This window comes from Rhodovibrio sodomensis, assembly GCF_016583645.1.
GTDB classification, from domain to species: Bacteria; Pseudomonadota; Alphaproteobacteria; order Kiloniellales; family Rhodovibrionaceae; genus Rhodovibrio; species Rhodovibrio sodomensis.
The window spans coordinates 104,775-115,619 of sequence record NZ_NRRL01000002.1; the positions used below are offsets into that span (position 1 = coordinate 104,775).

Genomic DNA, 10,845 nt, shown 5'->3' on the forward strand with positions numbered 1-10,845 from the left:
TCTTAGCGGTCGATGGTTTCGCCGGAGCGCCGCGCCACGCGCACCTTGCGGCCGTCGTCGAGCATTTGGAAGCCGACGCGCGTCGGCTTGCCGTCCTTCGGGTCCGACACCGCCAGATTGGAGACGTGGATCGGCGCCTCCTTCTCCTCGATGCCGCCCTGGGACTGCATGCTCGGGCGCTGGTGGCGCTTGACCACGTTCACGCCCTGCACGACCGCGCGGTTCTCGCGCGGGTCCAGGCGCAGAACCTCGCCGCTCTTGCCCTTGTCCTTGCCGGTCAGGACGACGACCGTGTCGCCCTTCTTGATCTTGTTCGCCATTACAGCACCTCAGGCGCGAGCGAGATGATCTTCATGAACTTGCGCGCACGCAGCTCGCGGGTCACCGGGCCGAAGATGCGCGTGCCGATCGGCTCGTTCTGCCGGTTCAGCAGCACCGCGGCGTTCCGGTCGAAGCGGATGCCGGTGCCATCCTGGCGGTGGATTTCCTTGGCCGTGCGCACGACGACGGCCTTGTGCACGTCGCCCTTCTTCACGCGGCCGCGGGGGATGGCTTCCTTCACCGAGACCACGATCACGTCGCCAACGCTGGCGAACTTACGCTTCGAGCCGCCCAGCACCTTGATGCACTGGACCCGCCGCGCGCCGGAATTGTCGGCGACGTCCAGCTGGGTTTGCATCTGGATCATCGGTTTCTACCCTTCTGTTCGTACGTGCCGACGGGCGGCTAGCCGGCGGCCTGCTCGTCGCCGACCACTTCCCAGCGCTTCGACTTGGAATGCGGGGCGCACTCCCGGATCCGGACGAAGTCGCCGACCTTGACGGCGTTCGCCTCGTCGTGGGCGGCGTAACGCTTGGACCGCTTGATGAACTTCTTGTATAGCGGGTGCTTGACCCGGCGCTCGACGCTGACCTGGACGGTCTTGTCGCCCTTGTCCGAGACCACGTACCCCTGCAGGACTCGCCGCGGCATAGCTTACGTCTCCTTGCCCGGGATGTTCTTGTTCTTCTCGGTGAGCAGGGTCTTGATGCGCGCGATATCGCGGCGCACCTCCTTGACCCGGCCCGTGTTCTCGAGCTGACCGCTCGCCTTCTGGAAGCGCAGGTTGAACTGCTCCTTGCGCAGCTGCAGCAGCTGCTCCTTCAGCTGGTCGACGGTCTTCGCGCGCCCTTCTTCGGCCTTCATCGCGTCTTAGCCCTCCAAGCGCGTCACGAATTTGGTCTCGACCGGAAGCTTGGCCGAAGCGAGGCGGAACGCCTCCTCGGCGACCTCCTGCGGCACCCCGTCGAGCTCGAAGATCACCCGGCCCGGACGGACGCGGGCGGCCCACCACTCGACGGTGCCCTTGCCCTTGCCCATGCGGACCTCGGCCGGCTTGTCGGTGATCGGGACGTCCGGGAAGATCCGGATCCACAGCTTACCGACGCGGCGCATGTGGCGGGTGATCGAGCGGCGGGCGGCCTCGATCTGGCGCGCGGAGATCCGCGCGCTCGAGGTCGCCTTGAGGCCGTACCGGCCGAAGTTCAGCTGCGTGCCGCCCTTGGCGACGCCGCGGAGCTTGGTCTTGCCCTTCTGAACCTTGCGGTACTTGGTTCGATTCGGCTGTAGCATCTTGGCCGATCCTCAAACGTCTAGCGTGGTTTCCCCAAAGCCGCCGGCGCGTGCGCGCCGGCTGCCGGTTCGGAGACCTAGCGCCGGCCGTCTCGGCCGGGAGCGGCCTCGTGGGCCCACTGGTTACTGGTTGCGCCCGGTGGTCTCCTGGCGCTTGTCCTGTGCGTGCGGGTCGTGGGCCAGGATCTCGCCCTTGAACACCCAAACCTTCACGCCGCACGTGCCGTAGGCCGTCTTCGCCGTGGCGTCGCCGTAGTCGATGTCGGCCCGCAGCGTGTGCAGCGGCACGCGGCCCTCGTGGTACCACTCCGTCCGGGCGATCTCGCTGCCGCCCAGACGCCCGGAGCACGTGATGCGGATGCCCTGGGCCCCCAGGCGCATCGCAGACTGCACCGACCGCTTCATGGCGCGGCGGAAGGCCACCCGGCGTTCCAACTGGCTGGCGATGTTCTCGGCCACCAGCTTCGCCTCGATCTCCGGCTTGCGGACCTCGAGGATGTTCAGGTGGACCTCGCTGTCGGTCATCTGCTGCAGCGCCTGACGCAGTTTCTCGATGTCGGCGCCCTTCTTGCCGATCACCACACCCGGACGGGCCGTGTGGATGGTGATCCGCGCCTTCTTGGCCGGCCGCTCGATGACGATCCGCGAGACGCCCGCCTGGTGCAGCCGGCGCTTCAGGTAGCGCCGCAGCTTCAGGTCCTCGTGCAGCAGGTCGCCGTACTGGTGGCGCGCGGCGAACCAACGCGAGTCCCAGGTGCGGTTGATGCCGAGCCGCAGGCCGGTCGGATTGACTTTGTTACCCATCTCAGGCGCTCTCCTCGCGCTCGCGGACCACCACGGTCAGCCGGCTGAACGGCTTGTCGATCCGGCCGACGCTGCCCCGGGCCCGCGGCCGGAAGCGTTTCATCACCAGCGCCTTGCCGACCGACGCCTCGGAGACGTACAGGCGGTCGACATCCAGCTGATGGTTGTTCTCCGCGTTGGCGATCGCCGACTGGAGGACCTTGCGAACGTCGTCCGCGACCTTGCGCTTGCAGAAGCTGAGCTCCGCCAGCGCGGTCTCGGCACCGCGCCCCCGGATCAGGCCGCACACCTCGTTGAGCTTGCGCGGACTGGTCCGGATCGAGCGCGCCATCGCGTACGCCTCGTTCTCGGCGACGGGGCGGGCGCTTTTTGCCTTGCCCATCGCGCTTATCTCCTCTTCGCCTTCTTGTCGGCGGCGTGGCCGGTGAACGTACGGGTCGGGGCGAACTCGCCCAGCTTGTGGCCGACCATGTGTTCGGTGACCAGCACCGGCAGGAACTTCTTGCCGTTGTAGACACCGAAGGTCAGGCCGACGAACTGCGGCATGATGGTCGAACGCCGCGACCACGTCTTGATGATCTCTTTACGGCCCTTTTCGCGGGCGTTCTCTGCCTTCTCCAGCAGATACCCGTCGACGAAAGGCCCTTTCCAAACCGAGCGCGCCAAGATCGGTCCTCCGTTAGCTGCGCTGCTTATTCCGACGGCGGACGATCAGCCGGTCGGTCTTCTTGTTCTTCCGGGTCTTCGCACCCTTCGTGGGCTTGCCCCACGGGTTCACCGGGTGGCGGCCGCCGCTGGTGCGGCCCTCGCCACCGCCGTGCGGGTGGTCGATCGGGTTCATGGCGACGCCACGCACGCTCGGCCGCTTGCCCAGCCAACGGCTGCGCCCGGCCTTGCCCTTGTTGATGTTGGCGTGGTCCTGGTTGGAGACCGCGCCGATCGTCGCCATGCACTCGCCGCGCACCATCCGGACCTCGCCGGACCCCATGCGCAGCAGCGCGTAGCCCTGGTCGCGGCCGACCAGCTGGACGTACGACCCGGCGGCGCGGGCGATCTGGCCGCCCTTGCCCGCCTTCATCTCGACGTTGTGGATGATCGAGCCGATCGGCACCGACTTCAGCGGCATCGCGTTGCCGGGCTTCACGTCGGTCTTCTCGTCCGCGATCACCTTGTCCCCGGCCTTCAGGCGCTGCGGGGCCAGGATGTAGGCCTGATCGCCGTCCTCGTAGCTGAGCAGCGCGATGTAGGCCGTGCGGTTCGGATCGTACTCGATGCGCTCGACCGTCGCCGACACGCCAAACTTGTCGCGGCGCTTGAAGTCGACCAGCCGATAGGTGCGCTTAGCCCCGCCGCCGCGACGGCGCGCGGTCATCCGGCCGTGGTTGTTCCGGCCGCCGGACTTGGACAGGCCCTCCGTCAGCTTCTTGACGGGCTGGCCGCGATACAGGTCCTTGCGGTCGACCGTGACCAGCTGGCGCTGCGTCGGGGTGCGCGGATTGTACGTCTTCAGCGCCATCTTTTAAATCCCCGTCGTCACGTCGATGGAGTGCCCCTCGGCCAGGGACACGTAGGCCTTCTTGAAATCCGACCGGCGGCCGCGGATGCCGCGGAAGCGCTTGACCTTGCCCTTCTGGCGCAGGGTGTTCACGTCGGTGACCTTGACCGAAAACAGGTTCTCCACCGCGGCCTTGATCTCCGGCTTGGTGGCATCCAGCGGCACCTCGAAGGTGACCTGGTTGTGCTCCTGGTTCAGGGTCGACTTCTCGGTGATCACCGGGCGCTTGACCAGGGTGTACATCCGCTCCTGGCTCGGCTTCGGCCGGTGCTTGCCTTTGATCGCTTGAGCTTCGCCGCTCATGTCAGTCGCGCCTCCAGCGCCTGGACGGCTTCCTTGGTCAGCACGAGCTGATCGTGCCGCAGGATGTCGTGGACGTTCGCACCGACCTGCGGCAGCACGTCGATCCCGACGATGTTGCGCGCGGCCAGCGAGAAGTTCTGGTCGAGCTGTTCGCCGCCGATCACGAGCGCGTTCGACACGCCCATGCTTTCCAGCCGCTTCTGCAGCTCCTTGGTGCGCGGGCTCTCCGCGGCGGCCTGATCGAGCACGATCAGCTTGCCTTCGGCCGCCTTCGCCGACAGCGCCACCTTCAGGCCCAGGCGCCGCACCTTCTTGGGCAGATCATGGGCGAAGCTGCGCGGACGCGGGCCGTGCGCGACGCCGCCGCCGCGGAAGATGTTGGCGTTGCGCGAGCCGTGGCGGGCGCGGCCGGTGCCCTTCTGCCGGTAGATCTTGGTCTTCGAGGTGGTGACCTCACTGCGGTTCTGGGTCGACGCGGTGCCGGCGCGGCGCTTGGCCAGCTGCCAGTTGACCACGCGCGTCAGGATGTCCTTGCGCACCGGCTGGGCGAACACGCTGTCGCTCAGCTCGATGTCGCCGGCCGTCTTGTTATCCAGCGTGGTGACCGGGCACTTCATGACTATTCGTCCTTCTTCTCGTCGCCGCCGGCCCCAGAGCCTTCGCCGCCGGAGCTTTGGCCGCCGTACTGAGCGCCCTGCTCGCCGGCGCCGCTGTCCTCGGCGGCCGTGGCGCCCTGATCGCCCTCGAGCTCCTCGGCGGTCTCGGCCAGCGGATCCTGCTCGGCGCTCACCTGCGCGTCGTCGGTGCCGCGCAGCCCGGCCGGAAAGGGCGCGTTCTCGGGCAGCGCCCGCTTGACCGCGTCGGCCACGCGCACCCACGACCCGTCGGAGCCGGGGACGTTGCCGCGCACCATGATCAGGTTGCGCTCCCCGTCCACGGAGACGACCTGCAGGCTCTGGGATGTGACCTTCTTCTGGCCCATGTGGCCGTGCATCTTCTTGCCCTTGAAGACCTTACCCGGGTCCTGCATCTGACCCGTCGAGCCCTGCGAGCGGTGCACCGCCGACACGCCGTGGGTGGCGCGCAGACCGGAGAAGTTGTGGCGCTTCATGACGCCGGCGAAACCGCGGCCGATCGTGATGCCGGAGGCGTCGACGTATTGCCCGGGCACGAAGTGCGCCGCGGACAGCTCCTGGCCGGGCTTGAGCAGCGCGTCTTCGCTGACCCGGAACTCGCCGAGCTTCTGTTTCGGCGGCACCTTGGCCTTGCCGAAGTGGCCGCGCTGCGCCTTGCTTACGTTCTTGGCCTTGGCCTTGCCCGCCCCCAGCTGAACGGCCGTGTAGCCGTCCTTGTCCTGGGTCCGGACCGCGGTGACCTGGCAGCTGTCCACCTGCAGCACCGTGACCGGCACGTGCCGGCCGGCTTCGGTGAACACGCGGGTCATGCCGACTTTCTTGGCGAGTACGCCGGTACGCATCGCGGCTTACCCCTTCAGCTTGATCTCGACGTCGACGCCCGCGGCCAGGTCCAGCTTCATCAGCGCGTCCACTGTCTGCGGCGTCGGGTCGACGATGTCCAAGAGACGCTTGTGCGTCCGCACCTCGAACTGCTCGCGGCTCTTCTTGTCGATGTGCGGGCCGCGCAGCACCGTGTACTTGTCGACGTGCGTCGGCAGCGGGATCGGGCCCCGTACCCGCGCGCCGGTCCGCTTGGCCGTGTTGACGATCTCCGAGGTCGACTGGTCGAGGACCCGGTGCTCGAAGGCCTTCAAGCGGATACGGATATTCTGGCTTTCCATCGTCGCCACCTTATCTGGGCCGGCTGCGCCCGCCCGCCGGATCCCGTGTCGTCGGGACGGGCGGGCGCGGCCGATCCGCGTCTATCGTGTTATTCGATGATCTTCGACACGACGCCGGCGCCGACGGTGCGGCCGCCCTCGCGGATGGCGAAGCGCAGGCCCTCGTCCATGGCGATCGGGTGGATCAGCTCCACGTCCATCGTCACGTTGTCGCCCGGCATCACCATCTCCGTGCCCTCCGGCAGGGTCACGACACCGGTCACGTCCGTCGTCCGGAAGTAGAACTGCGGCCGGTAGTTCGTGAAGAACGGCGTGTGCCGGCCGCCCTCGTCCTTGTTCAGGATGTACGCCTCCGCCGTGAACTTCGTGTGCGGCGTGATCGTCCCCGGCTTCGCCAGCACCTGACCGCGCTCCACGTCGTCGCGCGCAACCCCGCGCAACAGCGCGCCGATGTTGTCGCCCGCCTGGCCCTGGTCCAAGAGCTTGCGGAACATCTCGACACCGGTCACCACCGTCTTGCGCGTCTTCCGGATGCCGACGATCTCGACCTCCTCGCCGGTCTTGACCACGCCCTGCTCGACGCGGCCCGTCACCACCGTGCCGCGCCCCGAGATCGAGAACACGTCCTCGATCGGCATCAGGAACGGCCGGTCCGCCGCGCGCTCCGGCTGCGGGATGTAGTTGTCGATCGCGTCGACCAGCTCCAGGATGCTGTCCGCCCCCATCTTCTGGTCGCCGTTCTCGATCGCCACCAGCGCCGAGCCCTTGACCACCGGCACGTCGTCGCCCGGGAAGTCGTAGTTGTTCAACAGCTCCCGGACCTCCAGCTCGACCAGCTCCAACAGCTCCTCGTCGTCCACCTGATCGCACTTGTTCAGGTACACCACGATCGCCGGAACCCCGACCTGGCGCGCCAGCAGAATGTGCTCGCGCGTCTGCGGCATCGGTCCGTCCGCCGCCGAAACCACCAGCACCGCGCCGTCCATCTGCGCCGCGCCCGTGATCATGTTCTTCACGTAGTCCGCGTGACCCGGGCAGTCGACGTGCGCGTAGTGACGGTGCGGCGTCTGATACTCCACGTGCGCCGTCGAAATCGTGATCCCGCGCTGCTTCTCCTCCGGCGCCTTGTCGATCGCGTCGTACGCCATGTACTGCGAACCGCCCTGCTCCGCCAGCACCTTCGTGATCGCCGCCGTCAGCGTCGTCTTGCCGTGGTCGACGTGACCGATCGTCCCGATGTTGCAGTGCGGCTTGTCGCGCTCGAACTTTTGCTTCGCCATCGCTGTCTGTCTCCGTTACCCGGTATCTGTCTGCCGCCCCGCGTCTGGCGCCGGGCGTTGCTGTTCGGATGCGTTTGCTGCGTCAGGCTGCCGCGCCGCGCGTCGCGAGGACGCGCCAGCGGCGTTAGGCCATCTTCGACACCACCTCGTCGGCGACCGCCTGCGGGACGCGGTCGTAGTGACTGAAGTGCATCGTGAACTGGGCCCGGCCCTGGCTCATCGAGCGCAGCGTCTTGACGTAGCCAAACATGTTGGCCAGCGGCACCTCGGCGTTGATCACGCGGGCGTTGCCGCGGTGATCCATCGCGCCGACGCTGCCCCGCCGGGAGTTCAGGTCGCCGATGATGTCGCCCATGTATTCGTCCGGGGTCACCACCTCGACCTTCATGACCGGCTCCAGCAGAACCGGCTTCGCCTTCTTGATGCCGTCGCGGAACGCCTGCCGCGTCGCGACCTCGAAGGCCATGATGCTGGAGTCGACGTCGTGGCTGGCGCCGTCGACCAGCGTGGCCTTGAAGTCGATCACCGGGAAGCCGGCGATCACGCCGCCCTCGCGAGCGTTCTGCAGGCCGCGCTCGACGCCCGGGACGTAGTCCTTCGGCACAGAGCCGCCGACGGTCGCGTTCTCGAACTGGAAGCCCTCGCCGGCCTCCAGCGGCTCGAACACGATCTTGACCCGGGCGAACTGCCCGGCACCACCGGTCTGCTTCTTGTGGGTGTGGTCGATCTCGGCGCGCTGCGAGATCGTCTCGCGGTAGGCCACCTGCGGCGCGCCGACGTTGGCGTCGACCTTGAACTCGCGGCGCAGCCGGTCGACCAGGATGTCGAGGTGCAGTTCGCCCATGCCCTTGATCACGGTCTGGCCGCTCTCGACGTCGGTCTGCACCTGGAACGACGGGTCTTCCTGCGCCAGCCGGCCCAGCGCCTGACCCATCTTCTCCTGGTCCGCCTTCGACTTCGGCTCGACCGCGACCTCGATCACCGGATCCGGGAACTCCATGCGCTCCAGCACGATCGGCTGCTTGGGATCGCACAGCGTCTCACCGGTGGTGACGTCCTTCAGCCCGGCGATCGCGACGATGTCGCCGGCGAGCGCTTCCTCGATCTCCTCGCGGTGGTTGGCGTGCATCAGCAGCATCCGGCCAACCCGCTCGCGCTTGTCCTTAACCGAGTTCATGATCTGCGCGCCCTTGGTGACCTTGCCCGAATAGACGCGCACGAAGGTCAGGGTGCCGACGAATGGGTCGGTCATGATCTTGAAGGCGAGCGCGCTCATCGGCTCGTCGTCGCCGGCCTTGCGGAAGTCCTCTTCCTCGGTGCCCGGCTTGACGCCGCGGATCGCCTCGACATCCATCGGCGAGGGCAGATAGTCGACCACGCCGTCGAGCAGCGGCTGCACGCCCTTGTTCTTGAAAGCCGAGCCGCAGAAGACCGGCACGAACGCCAGATTGCAGGTGCCCTTGCGGATCAGCTTGCGCAGCGTGTCGTTGTCCGGCTCGTTGCCCTCGAGGTAGGCCTCCATGGCCTCCTCGTCCTGCTCCACCGCATGCTCGATCAGCTCCTGAAGGGCGTTCTCGGCCGCCTCCTTCAGGTCGTCCGGGATCTCCTCGTAGTCCCACTTCGCGCCCAGCGTTTCTTCCTGCCAGACCACCGCGCGCTGCGCGATGACGTCGATCACGCCCTTGTGCTCGTTCTCGGTGCCGTAGGGCAGCTGCATGACCGCCGGCGTGGCGCCCAGGCGATCGCGCATCATCTGGACGCAGCGATCGAAGTTGGCGCCCATCCGGTCCATCTTATTGACGAAGCAGATCCGCGGCACCTTGTAGCGGTCGGCTTGGCGCCAGACCGTCTCGGACTGCGGCTCGACGCCGCCCACCGAGTCGAACACCGCCACCGCGCCGTCCAGCACGCGCAGCGCACGCTCGACCTCGATGGTGAAGTCGACGTGACCCGGCGTGTCGATGATGTTGATGCGATGGTCGTTCCAGAAGCAGGTCGTCGCGGCGGACGTGATCGTGATGCCGCGCTCCTGCTCCTGCTCCATCCAGTCCATCTGCGCGGCGCCCTCGTGCACCTCGCCGATCTTGTGGGACCGGCCGGTGTAGTACAGGACGCGCTCGGTCGTGGTCGTCTTACCGGCATCGATGTGGGCCATGATGCCGATGTTACGATACCGCTCGAGCGGGGTCTGACGGGACGTCATGGCTGCTCTCTTTCGCGTGCGGGCGGCGCGGGTGGCCGGTTACCAGCGGTAGTGCGAGAACGCACGGTTGGCCTCGGCCATCTTGTGCGTGTCCTCGCGCTTCTTGACGGCCGCGCCGCGGTTGTTCGACGCGTCCATGAACTCGTTGGCGAGACGCTCGGTCATGGTGTGCTCCGAGCGCGAGCGGGCGGCGCGGATCAGCCAGCGGATGGCGAGCGCCAGACCCCGGTTGTGCTTGACTTCCACGGGAACCTGATAGGTCGCGCCGCCGACGCGCCGGGACCGGACCTCGATGTCCGGCGTCGCGTGCTCCAGGGCGTCGTGGAAGGTCTGCAGCGGATCGCCGCCGGTCCGCGACTTGATGCGCTCGAAGGCCTGGTACATCAGCTTCTCGGCCGTGGCCTTCTTGCCGTCGTACATCAAGTTGTTCACGAACTTCGTGACGATCACGTCGTTGAACAGCGGATCCGGCAGGATTTCCCGCTTTTCCGCGCTGTGCCGGCGAGACATGCGGTCGGCTCCTTACTTCGGACGCTTGACGCCGTACTTCGAGCGGCGCTGCTTGCGGTTCTTGACGCCCTGGGCGTCCAGCGCGCCGCGGATGACGTGGTAGCGCACGCCCGGCAGGTCCTTCACGCGGCCGCCATGGATCAGCACGACCGAGTGTTCCTGCAGGTTGTGTCCCTCGCCCGGGATGTAGCTGGTGACCTCGTAGCTGTTCGTCAGGCGCACGCGGGCGACCTTACGAAGCGCCGAGTTCGGCTTTTTCGGCGTGGTGGTATAGACGCGCGTGCAGACCCCGCGGCGCTGCGGGCAGGCTTCGAGCGCCGGCACCTTGTTCGGTACCGTGCGGTCCTTACGGCCCCGCCGGACTAACTGGTTAATCGTCGGCATTCGTCATTCAACCCTTGTCGTTACCAAGCAAAACGCCGTCGGGAGCCAGGCCTTGGGTAAGGCCGCCCCGTCGTGCGGACACGCGGACATCCGCCGGTTAGCGTTGCGTTGGCTATGTTCCAGTCTGGTCGCGCGGGACTGCGTCTAGGCCGAAGAACGGCGAAGCGCCGAACGCGACCTACCACCAGCCCCCGTAAAGGCTGGCGCATCCTAGTGAGGGCGCCAGTGTGCGTCAAGCGGTCAAAAACCGCTCTTTTCCGCCGCTTCCGGCCCGGCTTGGACCGGCCCTGGCGGAGACCTGCTCACCCCACCGTCGAATACGCGTTGCGCGGGACCCGGACCGGGCGCTGCCGTCCTGAAACGGCGCCGCCCGGCCGCGTCCCGCGCGAACCTAACG

The 10,845-nt window shown here is 67.2% G+C and carries 16 protein-coding genes and 1 pseudogene; all 17 read right to left on the reverse strand.

The window, feature by feature from the left end:
• Nucleotides 1–2 precede the first annotated feature (2 nt).
• Nucleotides 3–320 carry a 50S ribosomal protein L24 gene (gene rplX / locus CKO28_RS02250; RefSeq protein ID WP_200338905.1) on the reverse strand — a complete coding sequence of 106 codons (318 nt, stop codon included), beginning with the start codon at nucleotides 318–320 and terminating at the stop codon, nucleotides 3–5.
• The gene (rplN, locus tag CKO28_RS02255) at nucleotides 320–688 is read right to left on the reverse strand and encodes a 50S ribosomal protein L14 (RefSeq protein ID WP_027289393.1); all 369 of its coding nucleotides are present in this window, start codon (nucleotides 686–688) and stop codon (nucleotides 320–322) included. Before rplN ends, rplX begins: the two co-directional genes overlap by 1 nt.
• Before the next feature lie 38 nt (nucleotides 689–726).
• Entirely contained in the window at nucleotides 727–972 is a 246-nt protein-coding gene (rpsQ, locus tag CKO28_RS02260) for a 30S ribosomal protein S17 (protein WP_200338906.1), read from the reverse strand.
• 3 nt (nucleotides 973–975) lie between these two features.
• Nucleotides 976–1,185 (reverse strand): 50S ribosomal protein L29, encoded by a 210-nt coding sequence (rpmC, locus tag CKO28_RS02265; RefSeq protein WP_200338907.1) that lies wholly within the window; start codon nucleotides 1,183–1,185, stop codon nucleotides 976–978.
• Between the two features lie 6 nt (nucleotides 1,186–1,191).
• Nucleotides 1,192–1,611: a 50S ribosomal protein L16 gene (rplP, locus tag CKO28_RS02270; RefSeq protein ID WP_200338908.1), complete on the reverse strand. Its 420-nt coding sequence runs from the start codon at nucleotides 1,609–1,611 to the stop codon at nucleotides 1,192–1,194.
• A gap of 123 nt (nucleotides 1,612–1,734) precedes the next feature.
• Nucleotides 1,735–2,415 (reverse strand): 30S ribosomal protein S3, encoded by a 681-nt coding sequence (gene rpsC, locus CKO28_RS02275; RefSeq protein ID WP_200338909.1) that lies wholly within the window; start codon nucleotides 2,413–2,415, stop codon nucleotides 1,735–1,737.
• 1 nt (nucleotide 2,416) lies between these two features.
• Entirely contained in the window at nucleotides 2,417–2,797 is a 381-nt protein-coding gene (rplV, locus tag CKO28_RS02280) for a 50S ribosomal protein L22 (RefSeq protein ID WP_200338910.1), read from the reverse strand.
• Between the two features lie 5 nt (nucleotides 2,798–2,802).
• On the reverse strand, nucleotides 2,803–3,081 hold the full coding sequence (gene rpsS, locus CKO28_RS02285) for a 30S ribosomal protein S19 (RefSeq protein ID WP_200338911.1): 279 nt from the start codon (nucleotides 3,079–3,081) through the stop codon (nucleotides 2,803–2,805).
• Between the two features lie 13 nt (nucleotides 3,082–3,094).
• On the reverse strand, nucleotides 3,095–3,931 hold the full coding sequence (gene rplB, locus CKO28_RS02290; protein ID WP_200338912.1) for a 50S ribosomal protein L2: 837 nt from the start codon (nucleotides 3,929–3,931) through the stop codon (nucleotides 3,095–3,097).
• A gap of 3 nt (nucleotides 3,932–3,934) precedes the next feature.
• Nucleotides 3,935–4,273, reverse strand: a complete 339-nt coding sequence (locus CKO28_RS02295; protein ID WP_200338913.1) for a 50S ribosomal protein L23 — start codon at nucleotides 4,271–4,273, stop codon at nucleotides 3,935–3,937.
• A complete protein-coding gene (gene rplD / locus CKO28_RS02300; protein WP_200338914.1) occupies nucleotides 4,270–4,890 on the reverse strand; it encodes a 50S ribosomal protein L4 in 621 nt (206 codons plus the stop codon). Before rplD ends, CKO28_RS02295 begins: the two co-directional genes overlap by 4 nt.
• 173 nt (nucleotides 4,891–5,063) lie before the next feature.
• Nucleotides 5,064–5,750, reverse strand: a pseudogene (gene rplC / locus CKO28_RS02305) (50S ribosomal protein L3); the annotation flags it as partial.
• Nucleotides 5,751–5,756: 6 nt separating this feature from the next.
• Complete coding sequence (rpsJ, locus tag CKO28_RS02310; RefSeq protein ID WP_200338916.1) at nucleotides 5,757–6,071, reverse strand: 30S ribosomal protein S10; 315 nt, start codon at nucleotides 6,069–6,071, stop codon at nucleotides 5,757–5,759.
• A gap of 89 nt (nucleotides 6,072–6,160) precedes the next feature.
• Nucleotides 6,161–7,351 (reverse strand): elongation factor Tu, encoded by a 1,191-nt coding sequence (gene tuf / locus CKO28_RS02315; protein ID WP_200338917.1) that lies wholly within the window; start codon nucleotides 7,349–7,351, stop codon nucleotides 6,161–6,163.
• A 124-nt stretch (nucleotides 7,352–7,475) separates the two neighbouring features.
• Nucleotides 7,476–9,554 carry an elongation factor G gene (fusA, locus tag CKO28_RS02320; protein WP_200338918.1) on the reverse strand — a complete coding sequence of 693 codons (2,079 nt, stop codon included), beginning with the start codon at nucleotides 9,552–9,554 and terminating at the stop codon, nucleotides 7,476–7,478.
• Nucleotides 9,555–9,593: 39 nt separating this feature from the next.
• Complete coding sequence (rpsG, locus tag CKO28_RS02325) at nucleotides 9,594–10,064, reverse strand: 30S ribosomal protein S7 (protein WP_200338919.1); 471 nt, start codon at nucleotides 10,062–10,064, stop codon at nucleotides 9,594–9,596.
• Nucleotides 10,065–10,076: 12 nt separating this feature from the next.
• Nucleotides 10,077–10,448 (reverse strand): 30S ribosomal protein S12, encoded by a 372-nt coding sequence (rpsL, locus tag CKO28_RS02330; RefSeq protein ID WP_200338920.1) that lies wholly within the window; start codon nucleotides 10,446–10,448, stop codon nucleotides 10,077–10,079.
• Nucleotides 10,449–10,845: the final 397 nt, after the last annotated feature.

Excerpts from the sequence above, each read along its gene's own strand:
- rplD (WP_200338914.1), bottom strand. The coding sequence starts at position 4,890 with ATGAAGTGCCCGGTCACCACGCTGGATAACAAGACGGCCGGCGACATC.
- tuf (WP_200338917.1), bottom strand. The coding sequence starts at position 7,351 with ATGGCGAAGCAAAAGTTCGAGCGCGACAAGCCGCACTGCAACATCGGG.
- rpsJ (WP_200338916.1), bottom strand. The coding sequence starts at position 6,071 with ATGGAAAGCCAGAATATCCGTATCCGCTTGAAGGCCTTCGAGCACCGG.
- rplP (WP_200338908.1), bottom strand. The coding sequence starts at position 1,611 with ATGCTACAGCCGAATCGAACCAAGTACCGCAAGGTTCAGAAGGGCAAG.
- fusA (WP_200338918.1), bottom strand. The coding sequence starts at position 9,554 with ATGACGTCCCGTCAGACCCCGCTCGAGCGGTATCGTAACATCGGCATC.
- rplN (WP_027289393.1), bottom strand. The coding sequence starts at position 688 with ATGATCCAGATGCAAACCCAGCTGGACGTCGCCGACAATTCCGGCGCG.
- rpsG (WP_200338919.1), bottom strand. The coding sequence starts at position 10,064 with ATGTCTCGCCGGCACAGCGCGGAAAAGCGGGAAATCCTGCCGGATCCG.
- rplX (WP_200338905.1), bottom strand. The coding sequence starts at position 320 with ATGGCGAACAAGATCAAGAAGGGCGACACGGTCGTCGTCCTGACCGGC.
- rpsQ (WP_200338906.1), bottom strand. The coding sequence starts at position 972 with ATGCCGCGGCGAGTCCTGCAGGGGTACGTGGTCTCGGACAAGGGCGAC.
- rplV (WP_200338910.1), bottom strand. The coding sequence starts at position 2,797 with ATGGGCAAGGCAAAAAGCGCCCGCCCCGTCGCCGAGAACGAGGCGTAC.
- rpmC (WP_200338907.1), bottom strand. The coding sequence starts at position 1,185 with ATGAAGGCCGAAGAAGGGCGCGCGAAGACCGTCGACCAGCTGAAGGAG.
- CKO28_RS02295 (WP_200338913.1), bottom strand. The coding sequence starts at position 4,273 with ATGAGCGGCGAAGCTCAAGCGATCAAAGGCAAGCACCGGCCGAAGCCG.
- rplB (WP_200338912.1), bottom strand. The coding sequence starts at position 3,931 with ATGGCGCTGAAGACGTACAATCCGCGCACCCCGACGCAGCGCCAGCTG.
- rpsC (WP_200338909.1), bottom strand. The coding sequence starts at position 2,415 with ATGGGTAACAAAGTCAATCCGACCGGCCTGCGGCTCGGCATCAACCGC.
- rpsL (WP_200338920.1), bottom strand. The coding sequence starts at position 10,448 with ATGCCGACGATTAACCAGTTAGTCCGGCGGGGCCGTAAGGACCGCACG.